The organism is Streptomyces prunicolor NBRC 13075 (assembly GCF_000367365.1).
Lineage (GTDB): Bacteria > Actinomycetota > Actinomycetes > Streptomycetales > Streptomycetaceae > Streptomyces > Streptomyces prunicolor.
On sequence record NZ_BARF01000113.1, the window covers coordinates 12476 to 31914 of the forward strand.

The window sequence follows — 19439 nt, forward strand, 5'->3', positions numbered from 1 at the left end:
GAGGTGGCATGGATACACCACTGGACCGTGATCAGTTTCCCGTTTGTCGGCAATGGGCGTATCTCGACAACGCGGCGATCGGCCCGATACCTTTATCCGCTGTTGAAGCGATGGGCCATCACACCATGGAGTTGGCGACGTGCGGCGGACTCACCTTCGACGACCACCAGGTCAGCATTGAGCGGATACGCGCGGCGGCGGCGCGGATGATGGGGGTGCCCGCCACGGATGTCGCGTTCGTAAAGAACACCACCGAGGGACTTGGCTTCATCGCAAACGGGTTGCAGTGGGCGCCGGGCGACCGGGTTGTGGTCCCCGCTCTGGAGTTCCCTTCAGCCACCTTTCCCTGGTCCACGCTCCAGGACCGCGGCGTGTCGGTGAGCTTCGTCCACCCCCGTGGACCTGGCCGTACCCTCCCGGTCTCGGCCTTCGCCGAGGTCATGGATGCCGGCCCGGCACCGAAGCTGGTGGCCACGAGCTGGGTGCAGTTCGGTCGCGGATGGCGTACGGATCTAGCTGAGCTGGCCGAAGTGTGCCGAGAGCGGGGTTCCCTACTGTGCGTCGATGCCATCCAAGGGCTCGGCGTCGTTCCGGCCCGGTTCGAGGAATGGGGCGTTGACTTCGCCGCAGCCGATGGGCACAAATGGCTGCTGGGCCCGGCGGGCAGCGGAGTGCTATACGTGCGCCGATCCCACCTCGGGCTGCTCCGCCCGCTGGAACCGGGCTGGCACTCGGTCCGCAATCCTCAGGCGTGGGACGAACTGACCTTCGATCCCGACGACACTGCGCGTCGACTGGAAGGCGGCATGCTCAACGCCGTCGGCATCTTGGGGATGGGGGCCTCCTTGACCATGTTCGAAAACGCTTCGGTGGCAGCGGTCTGGGAGCACGTCCATCGACTCTGCGAACACGCGGTCGCCCGCCTGAGGGAGGCCGGAGCGACCGTGCTGTCCAGTCGCTCACACGAGGGGCGTTCGGGAATCCTGACGTTCAGGGTGGGGGGAGTCGCCCCTGAGGCGGCCGTCACCGCTCTGAAGGAGGCAGGCGTGGCATGTTCGGCCCGTGGCGGCGGACTGCGCGTCTCACCGCACGGCTACAACAATGAGGAGGACATCGACCGTCTCGTCCGGGCTGTCGCGATACTGCGCCACAAGGGCCAGCACAGATGACGGACCGGAGAAGAGCAGAAGTAAGCTCAGTTCCCGTCGTCCTTCTTCGCCCCGGGCAGTACGAGCCAGCCCCGTGCGAACTCCTCCGCCTTCTCCGTGTCGGCCAGTTGCAGGAAACGCTCTTTCAGGACATCCGGGGGACCAAGGTAGAAGCGCTCGTAGAGCAGATGACGACCGCCGAACTCTCCCACCGTCAGCTCGGATGCCAGCCGCAGGAGAGCCGCGTGCTCGTAGGCATTCAGCACCTGACCGGAGAAATAGTCACACAAGAGCGATGCGGCGGGTCCTGACAGGTCGGCTTCGGACGGGCGCATGATCAATCCGCTGGAGCCGATCAGCTGAAGGAACTCATTCATCCGTGGGAAGAACGTGCTGCTCAGGACGGAGGACGAGCCGAGCGGGGCCGTGGCCGGCACGTGATACCCCCCGGGCCCAGGGCTCGCCAGCGCTTCGGCGGCCGTGACCAGTGAACGAAGGGTCTCGGCCATCGCCGCCATCTCCCCCAGCATTACCCGGGTGGGAGCCTGCCGGTCGCGCCCGCTCACCCGGGCCAGCAAGCTCGCGACGCCCAGCAGGAGTTCGGCCTTCACCGCCGCGCGAACCGAGCTCTGGTGCCACTGATAGGTGGTCATGCCGGTCTCCCGGCGCAGCGCATTGGCCAGCTCCACATCGCCGTTGATGAACACGTGGTCCCAGGGCACGACGACGTCGTCGAAGACACACAGCGCGTCCATCTCGTCAAAGCGTTCACTCAACGGCGCATCGAAGAGCCGTGCGTCACGCGCCAGGGGGTCTCGGCAGAGGAGACGCAGCCCCGGGGTGTCGATCGGTAGCGCGAACGCCAGCGCCTGGTCGGCCTCCGCCGGGGCCAGGGGCCGAAAAGGGTAGACGAGCAGCGCGTCCGCGACCGGCGCGAGCGTAGCGAGCATTTTCATCCCCCGGACCACGATGCCCGCCTCCGACTCCCCCGTCTTGCGCAGGGTCAGCGGCTCGCCCTCATCTCCCTGGTACCGATCGCGGGGCGGATCGCTGATCGCGTGGGTGTGGCACAGATTGTGCTGCCGAGCGTGGTGGTAGTAGGCGACGACGTGGTCCGCGAACCGCGCATCGCGTCGGCCAAAGACCTCGCTGGAGGCATACCAGCTCGCCAGCAAGGTCGCCAGGAAGTCAGGGCTGCGGCCCATGAGGCCTGCCGTGGCCCGCGCGATGACATCAAATGATCGTCCGCGTGCGCCAACACCCGCGGCATCCGTGGCCAGAGCGTAGGACCAAGGAATGTCCTCACCGGTCCGAGGACAGGTCGTCATCAGTTCGTCACGGGTGCCGGAGTCGTGGTGCAGATCCAACAACGCGGCTATGGACTTCGCGCTGCCGCGCAACGCGCTGTGAGATGTGACGTCGGTGACCGCGTCACCATTGATGATCACGTCACGGTGGTCGCGGAGCGCGCAGAGATACCGCTCTCCTGTTCGCATGGTGGCCATGAAGACCTCCTCATCCGATGTCTGGCAAAGGGATGTGTCAGGGATTGTTCGCGCAGACCAACTGGTTGGCCTTCGCGTAGCATGCGGCGGCGACCAGCGCGAGTCCGGCGGTGGCGATCCAGATGACGCCGTCGCCGTAGTGCTCGCGGGCGGGCAGGCCGACGGCGGGCGCGACCGCGCTGCCGACCCACATCGTCGAGGTGACCGCGCCCACGTAGGCACCCGTACGGCCTTCCGGCGCAACCCGCACCACTAGGGCCTCGCTCGCAGGGCCCCAAACCATGTCGCCGAGAACGAAAGCGACGATGAACAACAGCAGGCTTCCAAGCGCGAAGCCCTCCCAAAAGAGCGAAAAGGCGAACCCCATCAACAGGACGCCTCCAGTGAGTCGACTGGCGGTGGAGAACCCGCGGAACCAGCGTTGAACACGAAACTGACCCACCAGGCAGAGCAGTGGCCCGAGCGAGTAGATCAGCCCCCATTCGCTCGCCGACACCGCGTGGCTGCTCACGACCAGGATCGGAATCAACGACTCATAGACGTAGACAATGGTCCACGCGCTACCCGACCCGGCAAGCAGCAGCAGGAGTCGACGATCCGTCAGCATCGACGCCGCAGGCACCGGGGCGGCAGCGGAGCTCGTGGACGTCCCGGAATGGGCGCCGATCCGCCGGTCCCGGTACAGCGCAACGGCTGGCAGCAGTGACAGGGCGTAGAGAGCGCAAACACCGATGCGGAGCGCCTCCCAGCCCCAAAGCAGCAGGCCTGCTCCCAGCACCGGGCCGCACAACAGCCCCACGTTGAGTACGAGCCGGAAATCGGCGAACGACTTCTCACCCGTTCCCGCATCGCTGAGCAAACCAATGAGGGTGCGCTGCGCCACCCCGCGCAGCGGTTGTGTGCCGGCGATCGCCACCAGCGCGCCGACACCGACCCACGTGTCGACGGGGAGTGCGAGGACCGCGGTGGCGAGGACATGTAGCGCTGAGATACCAACGATCATTCCGCGAGCACCATACCGATCCACGGCAGACCCAGCGGCGAACGCCCCAGCCGCCCCCGCCAGTCCGGCCAACAACAACGCTGTCGATACGGCGCCTATGTCGGCATGGCGCGCCTCTATCAGCCAGAGCCCGAAATAGCCCATCAATGCCCCGAAGGCCGTCATGTTCGCCCCGACGATGGCCAGCACCGGCAGCAGGACACGCTCGAAGCGACCGCCGAGCACAAGGGTCAACGTGCTCCTACACGCCGAGGCGAGTCGGTGAACGACGGTCTCGCTCAACATCTGCATCCTTCGCATCATTGGCTACGAACGCGGCGGCGACAGTTGGGCGAGATCGAGGACCCTTCGCTGGATCTGCGGGGCAAAGCTCTTGACATAAGCGATCTGCTCGACACCTGCACACCCTCGGGATTCTTTAACCTCTCCAGCCCCTATGGAGTAATGGATCGCGGAAAGCCCACGGCTCTGTGCCAGCCTGACGAGTTCATAGAAAATAAGGCCGAAATAGAGCGGCAAGGACCCTTTGACCGAGTAGTCGAAGCCCGCCTGCCGTGCATAGAGACCATGTCCGTGCGTGAAAATCAGTACGAATCCACCGAGTTGACCGTCGACTTCCGCCGTGACTACCTCGGAATGCCCCGCGACGCTGTTGGAGATGCTATGGAGGACGGCGCGGAGGGATGCCTCGTCCCCGACGGTGCCATGCCGGTCATAGAGCTGGGCTTCAAGGGGGGCCAGTTGTCCGACCAAATCGTCGGACAGCGAACGGACACGATAGGTGACGCCCGCAGCCTCGAGTGCGCGCATATCACGTCTGACGCCGCCGCGCCGGTGCGTCCGGAGGCGAGCCAAGTAACCGGCAAAATCTTCCGACGGCGGTAACGTCAGCGAGTACGTCGTCTCGCAGTGGAGCGCTGCGTACCCGGCCTGTTCCAGAACCGCTCTGAGCCCGTCGTCCGTCGCGTCGACGTAGAGGAAGGCAACCGACTTGAGCGCGTCGTCCCGGGCTACGCGCTCAGCCTTCTCGACGACGGCTTCGTACATTGCGCGCTGTGTTCTCATATCAAGGTCGTCAGCTGCGGCGATCCCGGAATGCGACGGATTGCGCGCGCCACAGGCCAGGCCGGGCATCAATTGTTTACTCCACCCCGTCGGCAGGCCCGTTGCCTCGACACTGATCCGGTCGATTACGTGGTCTGGACGGCAGAAGGTGAACGGGGCCTCCAGACTCAGGGGGTAGGCGGGCATCACCGCACACAAGCGATCACCGTCGACTGCAGTGAAGTAGAGCGGCGGGCGATCGGCGGTCCGCTCAGCGTGTCGCAGCCAAGGACTCGACGAATAGAAACCTCCGTCGGGTTGTAATGAATCCCACTGGATGAGGTCCAGCAATTCTAGACGACGGTGTACCGGGATAGAAAATCTCACGCCTTCAACCTTATCGACACCGGGTAACTTTGAATTCACTCAAGACCGCTCTTCTTTTCCGTCTGAAGGTCGGCCAATGTGCGCTCCACGAAATCGATCTTCTCGCCGATGATTTTTTGAGACAGCGTTCTCGGCCTGGGGACATCAATATGTTCGACATGGCGGACCCGGCCACCGTGAAGAATCATCACCCGATCGGACAGCAACACCGCCTCGCTGGCGCTGTGCGTGACAAGGATTATCACCTTTTTCGTGGTCTTCCAGATATTCAGCAGCTCCGATCCGAGTCGTCGCCGGGTCAACGCGTCCAAGGACGCAAATGGCTCGTCCATGAGGAGCACTGGCGGATCGATTATTAAGGACCTCGCGATGGCGACTCGCTGACGCATCCCGCCGGACAACTGACGCGGGTAGAGACCACGAAAATCCGACAGATCCATCATCGCAAGCAGGGCTTCCACACGTTCGCTCATCTCGCGTCGCGAATTCCTGGTTACGGTGAAACGCAGCCCAAACCTGACATTCTGCTCCACGGTCAGCCACGGGAAGAGGGCATAGTCCTGAAATACCACACCACAGGAGACGCGGCCCGGTACCACTTGCTGCCCTGCGACCGATGCCGAACCCTCAAAGCTCTCCAAACCGGCCAGACAGTTCAACAGGGTACTTTTCCCGCACCCACTGTGGCCGACAATCGACACAAACTCATTGTTTCCGATATCAAAATTCAATCGATCCAGAACAACATTATCACCGAAACGCTTCGTCAGATCCCTGACTTCCAGCATGTTCCTCCGCCACAAGTAAAGTCGGTCAGGCAAAGTCCCGGACGTCAGCCGACTACGGTCTCGACATGCCACCTGCAGAATCTACGTTTCGCCAGGAGAAGTATCCGGTCGAACAGGGTCCCGAGAACTGCGACGGATACGATCCCGACAAATACCGCAGGCGTGTCGAAGACCTGGCCAGAGTTCAGGATCAGATAGCCGATGCCGTTGTCCGCACCGATCATCTCGGCGGCGACGATGACCAGGAGTGCCATGGCGATCCCGATGCGCAGAGCATTGAATATCGCGGGGGCGCTGATGGGGATGACGACATACCGGAAGGTTCGCCACCGGCCTTGGCAGTTCAAGGTCCGCGCCCCGCGAAGGATCTCCTCAGGAACGGAACGCACCGCTCCGTGGACGGCGATGAGCACCGGGAAGAATACCGTGATCCCAATAAGCACATATTTCTGCAGCTCACCGGTGCCCAGCCACAGCACTGTCAATGGCACCAGAGCCAGGGGGGATATGGAGCGCGCGGCCTGGACGGGCCAGTCGAAGATGTCCTCCGCAAGGGGACTGCTGGCCAACACATAGCCGCAGATGATAGCCGCACCGCCGCCGACGATGAATCCGACCACCACGCGGCGCAGACTGGTGCCGAGGTCCTCCTGATAGACGCCGCTCGACCACAAGGTACGGAATTCTGTGATCACAGCGCCTGGCGAGGCCACGAAGAGCGGATTGAGTACTCCGGTCACGACCAGCAGCTGCCACGTCGTTATCAGACAGGCCAACGCCACCATACGGCGGAGCAGGCGACCGGACGGCCAACGGAGCGATGACCGAATCACGCCCCGCCGAAGCGCCGGCTCGGCGATTGGCGTGCGGTCACTCTGTCCTCCGAACCCGGTGCCTTCCTGATCGGCATCAGCCGGTCGCTTGGCGCGCGGACCGACCCGCCCGTTCTCTGTCACGGCTGCCCCACCTCTCTCAATCAACGCATGCTCTCCGCGCACGCACGCGACGGCGCCCCCGATCATGCGTTCCTCAAGTATTTAGCTGTCCGCGTGCCAGGCTTGCTGTGCCTGCTGGACGAGACTGCCGTATTCGTAGATGGCGTCGACATCCACTGAATGATCGATCATGTCCCAACGACGGAGGGCGATTTCATCCTGCGGCACCGTCGAACGCGCTATCGGAACATAGAACTGGGTCTGAAAACCATCGAGCCGGTAGCCGTCGACCCAGTCAGCCGCGGACGCCGCGGTGATACCGAGGTTCTTCAGAAGGACGTTCTTTGCCTCCTGCTCATGGTTGACTATCCAGTTGTTCGCATCGAGCGTAGCCATGAGGAGGGCAACGACCGCCTTCGGCCGCGTCTTCAGGAAATTGCGGTGAAAAGCGAAGCTGGCCATATTGTAGTTGTCGTACGGCGGGGCGCCGAGCACATTCGTGAGGATATGCCCGTAGCCCTGTGAAACGATTCCCAGGGCAGTGACATAGTCCATCAGGGCGGCATCGACGGTGTGATTCTTCAGCGCTGCGCCCATCGCCGAGAAAGGCATCCGACTGGATCGGATGTCGGCAGCGCCGGTGCCGACGTGCAGCCCGTTTTGCGCCAGCAAAGTTCTGGCCTGCATAAAGAATCCGCTGACAACGTCGTGGGTTGCCAGGGTCTTGCCCCGGAGATCGCTGATCTTATTGATCCCGGACCGCGCGACGATGGCTGTACCGGGGTGATCCGGCGTTGCTTTGACCCAGAAAGCCGGCACGGGCACAAGCGGACCCGATTTCGCCGTTATGATCTTTTGCGTAGCGTATTGGATTGCGAGCGGAGGCAGGATCGTAGTCACATCCGCGCGGCCGGTGACGACCGGCGGGTAGAGCGATCCACCGCCGGTGGTGTTCACGTATTTCAACGCAAAGCCGTGCCGGGTGTCGAAGTGTTTCTCCCGGATCACCCAGAAGGGAAGATATGTGGATGTCGGGAAGCCCGTCATCTTGATGACGCCGTGCGGCAATGATTCGTCCGAAGAGTCTTCGGAATTCCCGCATCCGGCGGCCAGGAGGAGCGGGAACGACGTAAGTAACGCGACCGCTTGGCGGCGGCTGAGCTGGGACACCTCGATACTCCCGCAAACCTAGATGTCGAAATTTCAGAAACAAGTGATACGACCGATAAGCCGTGCCGGCCGGAGCGAGACTTCTCGCACGGTGTGGCCTCGGAAAATCAGTGAACCCATTTCAGGACCGGTATGGGGCACTCCAGGTCACCAACGTAATCGTGCGTGGTTCACCGGATATCAGGCTACGGTGCCGCACTGCCATGGTCGCGTCAACCCTGAACTACGTGTCCGGCTCACCCGCCGGCACCGCATGACGGTCCGTTCACTGTTGCCGCCGCTCACCCCGCGCCCACATGCTGCCGGACCACGGCAACCCGCCCCTCGGGAGCGAGTCGACCGTCCCCCCGTCCCCCCCGTCCGCACGGATCAGGAGAACGCGCGAAAGCCCAACTGAAAACCTGACGCGTACTGCAGGAAATCCACTACTGTCGCCACCCGAGACAGGGCCGTCCTGACCATCCATCTTCAGCAAGGCCGTACGAACCTCGGATACGGCGAATAAAAAGCGATCGGTGCCGAGCGAGTTCGAAACAATGAGCATGCGGCATTACCCCGGGAGCCCAATCATGGGTCAAGGCGAACCAGAGGAGTCCCCGATGGCAAGTACCTCGCGTCCCGACGAAGCGTCGGTCGAGCACCTCCGCAGTCACCTGCGTGGGGTGGTGATCACCCCCGACCATGCCGATTACGACAGCGCACGGTCAGTCTGGAACGGCGCCATCGACCGCCGTCCCTTCGTAATCGCCCGACCGGCCGGCACGGCCGACGTCATCACGACTCTCGCGTTCGCCCGTGAGCATCGTCTCCCGGTGGCAGTACGCGGCGGCGGTCACAACGTGGCCGGCTTCGCCACAGTCGATGACGGTATCGTCATCGACCTGTCGGCGATGAAAGGTATCCGAGTGGACCCGGTCGCCCGGACCGTTCGAGCCCAAGGCGGGGCCTTGTGGAGCGAGCTCGACCAAGAGACCCAGGCGTTCGGCCTCGCGACCACTGGCGGGCTGGTCAGCAGCACCGGGATCGGTGGTTTCACCCTCGGCGGGGGAATCGGCTGGCTGATGCGCAAACACGGTGTCGCTGCCGACAACCTCATCTCGGCCGATGTGGTCACTGCGGACGGCGAGTTGGTCATCGCGGATGAAGAGGGCAACCCCGAACTACTGTGGGGATTGCGCGGAGGCGGCGGGAACTTCGGCGTCGTCACCGCGCTGGAATACCGCCTGCACCCAGTGGGCCCGACAGTGTACGGCGGGGTCATCTTCCATCCGGTCGAGCGAGCGGGGGAGCTGCTGCGCTTCTATTCGGAATGGACACGCAGCCTGCCCGACGAGCTGACGACGATGGTGGTGTTCCTCTCCGCACCGCCCGAGCAGTTCATCCCCGCCGAGATGCACGGCCGACAGATGATCGCCGTCGCCTGCTGCCACACCGGCACAGCAGCCGAAGGGGAAGAGTCGCTCAAGGCGCTCCGGGACTTCGGGGATCCGGTCGCCGATGTCGTCGGCCCCATCTCCTACAGTGCTCTGCAGGGCATGTTCGACGCCTCCGCGCCCCGTGGTATCCACGCCTACTGGAAGACGCACCATCTTCCCGATCTGCCGGAATCCGCCATCGACACGATCGTTGCCCAGGCCGCGGCCATGACCGAGCTCTTCCCGCTCAGCGCCGTCCACCTGCACCACGTGGAGGGCGCCGTCGCGCGCGGAAGCTCCGACCAGGGCGCATTCTCCCATCGGGACTCTCGTTTTGTCCTGAATCTCCTTGGCCAATGGATGCAAGACGTCACAGCGGACAGTCATATCAGTTGGGTTCGGGACAGCTGGGAGGCGCTACGCCCGTATGCCACCGGGAGTCCGTACCTCAACTTCCTGGGTGACGAAGGGAGTGCGCTCGCTCGCGCCGCCTACGGCGCCGACACGTTCGCCCGGCTCACCGCCTTGAAGAAGAAGTACGATCCGACCAACACCTTCCGCCTGAATCAGAACATCCCGCCGGCCTGATCGGAACGGCTCACGGCGGCCTGGGCGTTCTCGTCCCGTTCGATATTCCGCATCGCGTAGCCATGGCCTTCGAGGTCGGCCGGCTTGGCGCGTTCCACCAACCGGTCGGCCACGGCCCGCCTGTGCGGTATATCCATATTGCCACCGAATTTGAACTTGCCATTCAATTCAAGGATCGTGAGGCGAGCACCACGAATTCCCGGGAGCAGGTGCCCGTGTGCGCTCGGGTCCGTCTTGCGGTCCGGTTCCTTCTGCTGGAGTTGACTCCGTAGCACCTCGAGTTTCGCTTCGGGCCTGCTCAACAGTTCAGCCCGGCAACGCGCCTGTACTGCGGCAAAGTAGATCGTCGGGATACCCATATCCGGATCTTCGTCACCGATGGCTCGCCAATACCCCGGTATGTAGGAATACGCCGAGGTGACACTCAGCATCACGGTGGCGCTCTCTTCCATCGCCGACCAGATCGGGTTCTTCTGCGCCAGGTGGAGGAAGACCGTCTCGTCATCGACCACGACGAACTGGGTCGGCACCACCACTGGAACCTCTCGATCCCTGCCCCCGGCGACAAGTTGCCCGAATTCATGGGTCCGAAGGAACTCAAGCGACTCTTCACGACTCGCACGATCGACTGCAGGTATCAACATTTTCTTCCCTTCACGGTCGGTTCGTCCGGCTCTGTTGGCGCACGAGAACGGCGCGACTGTGACGCCCCGTCAATATCTTCCACGAGTCATCCCGGATGGGTCGGCTGGGCCTGCGGCGGCGCCGTAGGGCGCCGATTCCATCCATCGGCCGCAGGCGGGTAGCACGGGGTTCAGCACGGCGGCGGCCGCCTGGCGGATACGTCCGCCAGGGCCGGGCATCAGGTGGGCCAACACCCGCTCGGTAGCGGCCGCGTTACGCAGCGCTGCCCCATGCCGTACCTCCGCGAACCGGCCAATCAACGCCGCCCGCTCCCGCTCGGTGCCGGCACGGAAAGCCTCTGCCACCGCTGAAGCGGCCACGGCGGCGTCGGCGAAGCCGCTGTTCATGCCGCGGGCGCCGAACGGCGGGAACAGGTGAGCGGCTTCCCCGATCAGCAGCACGCGCCGATGTACGTCGGTGAACTGATCGGCCACGACCCTCAGGAACCGATACGTCGACGCCCAGCGGATTGGCCCGGCATCCGAGTCGTCCACAACCAGTCGAAGCCAACGGCGGGCTCCCTCCTCGCTCCCCCAGTCCGCCGGGGAATCGTCGGGTCGGCACTGCACATCCACCTGGAAGCCTCCGGTGAACGGGACCAGGAGCACGTTTCGCCCACCGAGGCCTGGATGACGGTAGTGAAAGGTCCGCTCCCGCAAGAGAGGGCTGCCCTCGTCGGCTTCCACATCAATGACAACGTGGAACGCGTCGACAGGGGGCCCGGAAACTGCGATGCCCGTCGCTCGCCGCGCAGTGGACCGCGCGCCGTCGGCGCCGATGACATACGCCGCCGACCAACGACTCCCGTCCGCCGCACGGACCGTGACACCCTCCGACGAGGCCGACACACTCTCCACGCGGCTCCCCCATACGATCTGCACTTCCGCCGCTGTGCACGCCTGGAGCAGGAACCGTTCGGTGTCCACTTGGCGCAGGCTGGTGAAGGCCGGCATTCGGCCGAGTAAGGGCTCTGGGTAGGTTCGTTCGAAAAGCTGTCGCCCGCGATACAGCGTCCGGCGCACGCGCCAGACCAGGCCGTACCTGGCTATGGCCGTGCCCAGCCCCGGGCTCGCTGCCTCAAGCAGGCGCAGCGAGTCACGGTGCACGAAGAGGGCCCGGCTACCGGGCCGCACTCTTCCCTGTTCCTCGGCTTCCAGCAGCGTCACGGCAACGCCGCGGGCGCGAAGGCTCAGCGCCGCGGCGAGACCGGCCGGGCCGGCGCCGATGACGAGGACCGTCGGGGCCGCCACCGTGATCAACCCGCCCCTGCGCCCGAATCGGACGGATCGCGGCGCAGCATGAACCTGCGCAGCTTGCCCGTGTCGGTCCTCGGCAGTTCGTTGACGAGCCGCACCGACTTGGGGACCTTGAACGGCGCCAGCTGAGACCGGGCGAGGGCGGCAAGGTCCGCTCTCAGGGCCGCGGCGTCGATTCCCGCGGTCTCCAGGACGACGAACGCCGACAGGGTCGTCGTCCCGTCATCGCTGAGCACAGCGGCCACCGCCACCTCCCGCACGTCCGGATGCCGCGAGATGACCGCTTCTATCTCCGTGGGTGCGACGTTGATCCCACCGACGATCTCGATGTCATCGGTCCGCCCGCAGTGCGTGTAGGTGCCGTCAGAATTCCTGATGGCGCGGTCACGCGTATTGAGCCAGCCATCAGCGAGAAGCGGAGCAGCAGTACCGGACTCCGAGAGGTAACCCGTCATAACGCTCGGGCCGCGCACCCATAATTCGCCGACCGTGCCGTCCGGCACAACCCCGCCTGCGGAGTTCCGTATTTCCAACTCAAACTCCGGTACCGGCCGTCCCAGTGTCCCCAACACATTGCTGTGGACGGTGTTGGCGCAGAATGCGTGTCCGGCTTCCGTCGAACCGATCTGCTCAAGTACCGGTGCTCCCAGAAAACGGGTCAGGCGTTCTCCCGCAGATCGAGGAAGGCCCTCTCCTGCCGAGACCGCCGCGCGGACCGTGGAGAATTCCTCCGGTGCGCACGCGTTGACCACCTTGGCGTAGAAGCTCGGAACTCCGAACAGCACGGTGACACCATGGTCCCTGACCGCGGCACCCACCTCACCGGGACTGGGCCGCGCGGCAAACAGAACGGCGCTCGCACCGCATGCGAGCGGGAAAACGAGGGCGTTTCCGAAGCCATACGCGAAATAGATCTTCGACACCGACAGGATCACGTCGTCCGGTCCGATGTCGAGGACACCGCGGGCGATGCACCGCCGGTAGAAGGCCACATGGCCATGTGTGTGCACGGCGCCCTTCGGCCGCCCGGTGGTTCCCGAGGTGTACTGCACGTACAGCGGCGCATCGACGTCAAGATCGGCCGGGGCCGGCAAGGCGGCATCCGGGTCAGCGACCAGCAGCCTCTCGGGGGTGGAGCTGACCAAGTCCTCGAACCGGTCAGTGAGTTCATCACCTGCGATCACCAGGCGTGGGCGGCAGTCGGCAACGATCCGCGCGTGATCTCCCGCCGTCAGAGCGGGATTGACAATGACGGCCACCGCGCCGATAAAGGCCGCACCGAGGAAGGAGGCGACAAGACCCCCGCCGTCGGGCAGGGCGAGCAGCACTCGGTCGCCCTGGCGAACACCGCGGGCAGCCATCCCCGCTGCGGCCCGGGCCGCGAGCTGATGGATCTCGCCGTGTGTGAAGCGCCGATCGCCTTCCACGAACGCGACCCGGTCCAGCCAGCCCTCGTGCCTCGCCAAGTTTTCCAACTGGGTCGCGACATTCATAGACGTGCCTTCCTTCGCGTCGTCGCCGGTGCCCTTAGCGACGGGATGCCAGCCGTGGGCCGGGACTCGCCGGTTTGACAAGACTCACTGCGGGCAACCCGAGCATGGGCGCCATCGCCTTGAGGAGCATCTCCTCGTACTCGGCCGCCGGGTCGGAATCGAGCACGATCGCACCGCCCGCGCCGATGATCATGTCCTCTTCGGTGAACACCGCCGTCCTGATCGTGATGTTCAAATCTGCCGCGCCATCGCAGCTCAAGAACCCGATCGCCCCGGAGTAGGGGCCCCGTGCCCGGGTCTCCAACTCGTCGATGATCTCCATCGTGCGCAGTTTGGGCGCCCCGGTCATTGAGCCGCCCGGGAAGCAGGCGCGCACGCAGTCCACCGCGGAGACACCTTGGCGCAGTCGGCCGCGCACCGTCGACACAAGCTGGTGCACGGTCGCGTAGGACTCCACCTGCATGAGGTTGGGCACATGGACACTTCCGGGCTCGCACACCCGGCCGAGGTCGTTGCGGAGAAGGTCCACGATCATCAGGTTCTCGGCGCGCGTCTTCGGATCCGACGCGAGCTCCCCTCGCAGCCGCTCGTCCTCGTCGGGGGTCTCGCCTCGGGGCGACGTCCCCTTGATCGGCTTGCTCTCGACCACCCGACATCGATCGATCTTGAGGAACCGCTCCGGCGAGGAGCAGGCGATCTGCACTCCGCCTGCCGAAATGTAGGCGGAGTAAGGTGCCGGGTTCCGCCGGCGCAACCGCTCATAGAATCGGAGCGGGTCGACCACGCGGGGCAGAAGCACCGTGTTGGTCACGCAGACCTCATAGGTCTCACCCGCGAGCAGTTTCTCCTGGCAATGCAGGATGTCGGCGACATACTGATCACGGTCGCGGGCGAGGGCAGCCTCTACCAAAGGCCGCATCCTGCCCGGGTCCGGCCTCTCGGGACGATCGGGCTCCGACGCTGCGTCAGCGCTGTCGGCGGTCTTCTCGACGATGGCCTCGGCGGAGTCGAGCCACCGCAGGGCAGCCCTCTGCGACGCCGACGAGGCGTCGCTGAGGGCTACGAGATACACGGTGTCGGCGGCGTGATCGACAACCGCGAGGCGGTCGGCGAAGATCCAGACCGCGTCCGGTAAATCGGAGATGTGCTGGGCCGAACCTCCGCACTCCGCCTTGAGTTCGTACCCGAAGTATCCGATGAATCCGCCGGAGAAATCGAACGGCAGCTCAGGGGCATTCACGACGCGACGGCCGATCTCCTTGTCCAGCACCTGGAAGATGGATCCCGGCACACGGCGCACGGCACCACCGACCTCTTCGAGCGACACCTGTCCGTCGGCCAGTCGATACGTCAGCACCTCCCCCAATTGGGGGGATGCCTCGGCAAGGTAGGAGAATCGGGCCGATCCGGTGTCGGCAGAGGCGCTGTCGAGCCACGCTGTGTGCGGAGATTGGCCGAATAACGCTGAATAGAGCGTCACGCCATCAGCCCGGAATTGGACTTTTCGAGTATGCGCCGTGTATCGGCGTCCACCTGTGGGGGCAGTGACTGAACGCCCGTGCCGCGAGGAAACGATTTCGCCGAAGTTCGACAAAATCCGGGATCCGTATTCGGTGAGGACGGACTCCGGGTGGAACTGTACGCCCCAGAAAGGGAGTCGCCGGTGACGGAGCGCCATGAGGACGCCATCCTCCGAGCGGGCGATCGCCTCCAAATCAGGCGGCAGCGGTTCCCCCACGCACAACGAGTGGTAGCGCACCGCCGAGAAATCTTGAGGTATTCCGTGGAAAAGCTCATCGCCGGTGTGCCGTATCTTACTGACGAAACCGTGCCGCGCCCGCGGCGCGCGCACCACGTCAGCTCCTGCCGCCGCGCCCATCCCCTGGTGGCCCAGACACACCCCCAGTATCGGCACCCGCGCATTCCGGAGCACCTGCGCGCACATGCCGAAGTCGAGCGGAACACGCGGATTCCCCGGCCCGGGCGAGATGACAACGCATCCCAGGTCCTCGGCGAGCTCAACGCAGCGGGGGTCGTCGTTGGCAACAACCACCGGATCCACGCCGTAGACCTGCGCCATGAGCTGGTACAAGTTGTAGGTATAAGAGTCGTAGTTGTCTATGAGCAGAGAGCGGATCACGGTCCCTCGATTCCCAGAAGATCCGCCTGGCCATCGGGCGGTACCGGCAAAACCACGCAACCGACCAAAAATTGAGCGTCGTTCCCGTAACTCGGAAATTTACCTCGCTGACTGGCGATACCGGGCGGGTACCTCCGAAAATTACTCGGCGCGATTCTCACAGGTCACTCCGCAAATACACTCAAGAATCCCGGAACCGTACCCGTCGGCAGAGCGACGGCAGCCGGTCGGCGTCGGGCCGGCCCACTACGCACTGTCGCGAACGGAGCACGTGCCGAACGTGACCGCCCGGCGGACTGGTAGCCCTGACTCTTCCTCCGACCGTACCGGCCGACGAAGGCCGAGGGAACAGTTCGGAGGTTGGACGGCTGTGGAGCTCGCCTGCAATCATGTGAGTTCGAGGAGCCGCGATATTCCGCTCTGACTCATAATCAAACGTCCTGCACAAAGTGAAGTTCATGGAGGAGAAAGATCGATGTGCACCACAGAACATTACGCCCTTTCGCTGAATTACACTCTTCCGAGTTGCCGATGACAGCGCCGGACACCTTGGTGCTGATCGAGGGCGGCCGCCTGCAGCCCTTTGGTTTTGACCCCTTTCAGATCAGCAAGGACCTGGGACTGCGCACCATCCTGGTCACCGGGGATACGACCGAATACCTCAAGTCCGCGGTCTCCAGAGAGAGCGTTGAAAAGAACGTGGACAGGGTGATCGAGGCGGATATCTCCGATGCCGCGAGCGTCGTCGCGTCGCTCCGGGACGAGCATGCCGCAGGGAGGCTGCTCGGGGTGTTCTCCATTACTGAGTACTGTGTGGTGGTGGTAGCCGAGGTGGCTCACGCGCTCGGCCTGCCCGGGCTCTCGCCCGCCGCAGGCCGCGATGCCCGGCAGAAGCAGCGAACGCGGCAGATCTGCAGTACTGCCGACGTGCCCGTCCCCAACTTCGCCTGGGTGCAGTCGGCAGACCAGGCCAGGAAGGCGGCCGAAGAACTGGGCTCCCCGTGTGTGGTGAAGCCGCCCAGCGAGGCGGGTGGCATCGGGGTGAAGCTATGTTCCAGTCCCGACGAGGCAGGGCTGCACTACGACATCATCGCTGCCGCCCCTACCGACCGCCGGGGGAACCCGCGCCCTATGGGTGCCCTGGTCGAGGAGTACGTGGTCGGCTACCAAGTGAGCGTCGAAGTGGTCCATTTCCGCGGCGCGCACCACGTCATCGGAGTCACCGACGAGCTGTACGGGCCGCACCCGCACTTCGTCGCTGTGGGAGAAACCTATCCCTCCCTGCTCCCGGAGAAGACGCAGCGGGAGTGCGCGGACGTCGCTGTCAAAGCCCTTCGTGCGATCGGCCACAACTTCGGCGTGGCACATGTGGAAGTCAAAGTCACCGCCAAGGGTCCGCTGCTCATTGAGGTGAACGCCCGACTGCCCGGAGCGCAGATCACGCGGTTGATCCACGAGGCGCACGGCATCCACCTCCCGCGGGAGGTGATCAGGATCCATGCCGGGCTGACGCCGGACCTCAACACCCATCGCGACCAGGCCGCCGCGGCCCGCTACCTGACGAGTCCCGCGGCTGGGGTGCTGACCGGGGTGCGAGGTCTCCCGCTCGCCGAGGAGCTACCAGGCGTCGCCGAAGTGGCACTCTATCTGGCACCGGGTGACCGGATACAGGCCGCGGAGAACATCAGGGACGTCCTCGGCTATGTGATAGCCCTCGGCGAGACCGCGGGCGAGGCCGCCCGGCGCGCCGACGCTGCGGCCCTGGAGATCGGCTTCGACGTTGCCTCACCGGAAGTCTCAACCCTGCACGGATAGTTGAGCGACTCGGCAAGGCCGGCTGGCAGCCCCCGGCTGTCGTTCACCGCACCGGCCGCCCGGAGCCGGACGATGCGGCCCCGACGCGCCGCCTCGGTCTCAGTAGACGTTCTCCCGCTCCATCGCGGTGAACAGTTCCTTGACGTTGTTGAAACCGACGTTGTCTGTGCGGGTCACGAACTCGAGCTGCATACCGGTGTTCGCGTTGCGTCGAGTGAAGGCTTGGTCAAGCCCTGGAGAGCTGATGATTCCGGTCAACAGGTCGGCTTGCCGCTCCCGCAGATCTTCCACCACGCCCGGCTGGTCGCGCACCTCAATGGCGACGTGCTGGACTCCAGGGCCGTATTGATCGATGTACTGGCAGACGTTCGACTTCGGCGAGTCCCCCTCGCAGAGTACGAAGGTGACCCCGCCAGCCTGCATCGTCACCATCGTCATGCCACTGAACTCGCCCTCGACCTTCTGGCGTTCGACCACCTGGAAGCCGTAGCGCTCCGCAAACATGGCTACTGCCTCGTCCATGTCCCGAACAGCGATGGCAACGTGATCGATTCGGCGGGCGCGGCTTCCCAGCGCGGCTGGCGCCTGTCCGTCGACGGAGCCGATGATCTCGTTCTCCAGCCGGCATGCCTCCGCGATGATTACGTCGAAGACGTCTTCGAAATACGTCGGATCGGTCCCATGTCCGTCCGCGAACTCCCGAATTTTTGTGCGCAGCGCGTCGAGCCGTCCCTGCTGCATCATCGGAATGCCGCGATCGCGCTTGTGCTCGGCCACCCGTCGGCACAGGTCGGCCCGCTCCAGCAGGAGAGCGAGCAGAGAGTCGTTTACGCGATCGATCTCATCACGTAATTGCGTCAGTTCCGGAGTTTCGGTGTCAGCCATCGTCTTCCCTTCGAAGGCAGGTGCTGCTGGCAGTCATTCGGCGGCCCAAATTCCGGCCCCCTGTACCCGTACACGTGGCCACTGCGTTAATCCGCTGCGGCTGAGCCCGCATCCAAAATACGGCGGTCGTAAACATCGCCCGTGGAATAGGCCCATCGACTCACCATCTGATACGGGCTATAGTCTTGCATGTGACCGGAGACTCACCAATACCCGTCAGGCACCCACTCCCGGAGCATTTCAGGCGATCAGTGATCCTGGGTGGTCAGGGCGGAGTCGGGCAGTTATTTGCTGAACTGCTGGGCGATGAAGGCAAGGTAACGCTTGTCGACCTCCGCGCCAGCACACCGCCGTCCGGCACCTTCGCGATGGTGGCTGACGCCTGTCGGCCGAGCCCGCAGCTGATTGCCGAACTGGCCGATGCGGACGTTGTCATCGTCGCGTTGCCCGAGGAGGTCGGTGCTGCGGCGATAGAGGCGGCCGCAGCGCATCTGCCGCGGGGAGCGCTCATCGCGGAGACCCTGTCAGTGAAGAGCACCATCGCGGGACCGCTGGCAACCGCCGCCGAGAGGCATGGACTCGAGGCACTCGGGGTGAACCCGATGTTCGCCCCTGACCTGGGTTTTCCAGGACGACCCGTCCTCGTCTCCGAGGTGCGTGGCGGATCACGCTGCCGACGCCTGGGGATGCTGATTGAGGAGCGTGGCGGCCGACTCGTGCGCATCTCGATCCCCGAGCACGACCGGCTCACGGCATCCCTCCAGGTCGCCACACATGCGAGCCTCCTGGCTTTCGGGCTGGCATCGAAGGCGCTCGGCGCCGATGTCGCCACCCTGGTAGCGGCGGCTCCTCCGCCGCATCGGACCTTGCTGGCACTGCTCGCCCGCATCATCACAGGCACCCCCGAGGTGTACCGCGATATCCAGGCGGCCCACCCGTACGCGCACGAGGCCCGCCGGGCGGTATCGGACGCCATCACGCAACTGGATGACGCCGCCACGAGCACCTCGGCCGCCCGATTCGAGGAAATCCTCGCTGAACTCGCCGAGTGGCTGGGGCCGGAACGAGAACGGCTCGCCGGCGACTGCGCGGAACTCTTCGCCCATCTGACCGACATCGTTGTCCCGGAGCCAACCGACGACATGACGGCGCGTCCGTTCTGTACCCCACCCTGACCTGGCCG

The 19439-nt window shown here is 64.5% G+C and carries 15 protein-coding genes; 4 read left to right on the plus strand and 11 right to left on the minus strand.

Annotated features, from left to right (window positions below; genetic code table 11):
• The first annotated feature begins 8 nt into the window (after window positions 1-8).
• Window positions 9-1169: an aminotransferase class V-fold PLP-dependent enzyme gene (locus SPR02S_RS46230; RefSeq protein ID WP_052347165.1), complete on the plus strand. Its 1161-nt coding sequence runs from the start codon at window positions 9-11 to the stop codon at window positions 1167-1169.
• Window positions 1170-1195: 26 nt separating this feature from the next.
• Here the strand turns inward: SPR02S_RS46230 and SPR02S_RS57905 are convergent, their stop codons facing one another.
• The 6 genes from SPR02S_RS57905 to SPR02S_RS46260 all read right to left on the minus strand — a co-directional run bounded on the left by SPR02S_RS57905 (window position 1196) and on the right by SPR02S_RS46260 (window position 7980).
• On the minus strand, window positions 1196-2653 hold the full coding sequence (locus SPR02S_RS57905) for a 4-hydroxyphenylacetate 3-hydroxylase family protein (RefSeq protein ID WP_019063859.1): 1458 nt from the start codon (window positions 2651-2653) through the stop codon (window positions 1196-1198).
• A 37-nt stretch (window positions 2654-2690) separates the two neighbouring features.
• A complete protein-coding gene (locus tag SPR02S_RS46240) occupies window positions 2691-3947 on the minus strand; it encodes an MFS transporter (RefSeq protein WP_019063860.1) in 1257 nt (418 codons plus the stop codon).
• A gap of 15 nt (window positions 3948-3962) precedes the next feature.
• On the minus strand, window positions 3963-5051 hold the full coding sequence (locus SPR02S_RS46245; protein ID WP_158697989.1) for a GNAT family N-acetyltransferase: 1089 nt from the start codon (window positions 5049-5051) through the stop codon (window positions 3963-3965).
• Window positions 5052-5122: 71 nt separating this feature from the next.
• Window positions 5123-5875 carry an ABC transporter ATP-binding protein gene (locus SPR02S_RS59660; RefSeq protein ID WP_063746317.1) on the minus strand — a complete coding sequence of 251 codons (753 nt, stop codon included), beginning with the start codon at window positions 5873-5875 and terminating at the stop codon, window positions 5123-5125.
• A 44-nt stretch (window positions 5876-5919) separates the two neighbouring features.
• Complete coding sequence (locus tag SPR02S_RS57915) at window positions 5920-6831, minus strand: ABC transporter permease (protein ID WP_158697990.1); 912 nt, start codon at window positions 6829-6831, stop codon at window positions 5920-5922.
• A gap of 81 nt (window positions 6832-6912) precedes the next feature.
• Window positions 6913-7980 carry an ABC transporter substrate-binding protein gene (locus SPR02S_RS46260; RefSeq protein WP_019063864.1) on the minus strand — a complete coding sequence of 356 codons (1068 nt, stop codon included), beginning with the start codon at window positions 7978-7980 and terminating at the stop codon, window positions 6913-6915.
• A gap of 599 nt (window positions 7981-8579) precedes the next feature.
• Between SPR02S_RS46260 and SPR02S_RS46265 the strand changes: the two genes are divergently transcribed.
• Entirely contained in the window at window positions 8580-9983 is a 1404-nt protein-coding gene (locus SPR02S_RS46265; protein WP_019063865.1) for an FAD-binding oxidoreductase, read from the plus strand.
• Here the strand turns inward: SPR02S_RS46265 and SPR02S_RS46270 are convergent.
• The 4 genes from SPR02S_RS46270 to pabB form a co-directional block, all read right to left on the minus strand.
• Window positions 9962-10627: an FMN-binding negative transcriptional regulator gene (locus SPR02S_RS46270; RefSeq protein WP_063746318.1), complete on the minus strand. Its 666-nt coding sequence runs from the start codon at window positions 10625-10627 to the stop codon at window positions 9962-9964. The two genes, SPR02S_RS46265 and SPR02S_RS46270, sit on opposite strands and share 22 nt — an antisense overlap.
• A gap of 69 nt (window positions 10628-10696) precedes the next feature.
• Window positions 10697-11917, minus strand: a complete 1221-nt coding sequence (locus SPR02S_RS46275) for an FAD-dependent monooxygenase (RefSeq protein WP_019063867.1) — start codon at window positions 11915-11917, stop codon at window positions 10697-10699.
• Between the two features lie 5 nt (window positions 11918-11922).
• Window positions 11923-13416 carry a benzoate-CoA ligase family protein gene (locus SPR02S_RS46280; RefSeq protein WP_019063868.1) on the minus strand — a complete coding sequence of 498 codons (1494 nt, stop codon included), beginning with the start codon at window positions 13414-13416 and terminating at the stop codon, window positions 11923-11925.
• 34 nt (window positions 13417-13450) lie between these two features.
• Window positions 13451-15556, minus strand: coding sequence for an aminodeoxychorismate synthase component I (gene pabB, locus SPR02S_RS46285; protein ID WP_019063869.1), 2106 nt, complete (start codon window positions 15554-15556; stop codon window positions 13451-13453).
• A 531-nt stretch (window positions 15557-16087) separates the two neighbouring features.
• Here pabB and SPR02S_RS46290 point away from each other — a divergent pair.
• The gene (locus SPR02S_RS46290; protein WP_019063870.1) at window positions 16088-17371 is read left to right on the plus strand and encodes an ATP-grasp domain-containing protein; all 1284 of its coding nucleotides are present in this window, start codon (window positions 16088-16090) and stop codon (window positions 17369-17371) included.
• A gap of 99 nt (window positions 17372-17470) precedes the next feature.
• Here SPR02S_RS46290 and SPR02S_RS61200 read toward each other — a convergent pair whose 3' ends face one another.
• Window positions 17471-18256: a chorismate mutase gene (locus tag SPR02S_RS61200; protein WP_078623206.1), complete on the minus strand. Its 786-nt coding sequence runs from the start codon at window positions 18254-18256 to the stop codon at window positions 17471-17473.
• Window positions 18257-18507: 251 nt separating this feature from the next.
• Here SPR02S_RS61200 and SPR02S_RS59670 point away from each other — a divergent pair, with 251 nt between their 5' ends.
• Window positions 18508-19431, plus strand: coding sequence for a prephenate dehydrogenase/arogenate dehydrogenase family protein (locus SPR02S_RS59670; protein ID WP_043258960.1), 924 nt, complete (start codon window positions 18508-18510; stop codon window positions 19429-19431).
• The last annotated feature ends 8 nt before the right edge of the window (window positions 19432-19439 follow it).

Excerpts from the sequence above, each read along its gene's own strand:
- SPR02S_RS46230 (WP_052347165.1), top strand. The coding sequence starts at position 9 with ATGGATACACCACTGGACCGTGATCAGTTTCCCGTTTGTCGGCAATGG.
- SPR02S_RS57905 (WP_019063859.1), bottom strand. The coding sequence starts at position 2,653 with ATGGCCACCATGCGAACAGGAGAGCGGTATCTCTGCGCGCTCCGCGAC.
- SPR02S_RS46240 (WP_019063860.1), bottom strand. The coding sequence starts at position 3,947 with ATGCAGATGTTGAGCGAGACCGTCGTTCACCGACTCGCCTCGGCGTGT.
- SPR02S_RS59660 (WP_063746317.1), bottom strand. The coding sequence starts at position 5,875 with ATGCTGGAAGTCAGGGATCTGACGAAGCGTTTCGGTGATAATGTTGTT.
- SPR02S_RS46265 (WP_019063865.1), top strand. The coding sequence starts at position 8,580 with ATGGCAAGTACCTCGCGTCCCGACGAAGCGTCGGTCGAGCACCTCCGC.
- SPR02S_RS46270 (WP_063746318.1), bottom strand. The coding sequence starts at position 10,627 with ATGTTGATACCTGCAGTCGATCGTGCGAGTCGTGAAGAGTCGCTTGAG.
- SPR02S_RS46280 (WP_019063868.1), bottom strand. The coding sequence starts at position 13,416 with ATGAATGTCGCGACCCAGTTGGAAAACTTGGCGAGGCACGAGGGCTGG.
- SPR02S_RS46290 (WP_019063870.1), top strand. The coding sequence starts at position 16,088 with ATGACAGCGCCGGACACCTTGGTGCTGATCGAGGGCGGCCGCCTGCAG.
- SPR02S_RS61200 (WP_078623206.1), bottom strand. The coding sequence starts at position 18,256 with ATGGCTGACACCGAAACTCCGGAACTGACGCAATTACGTGATGAGATC.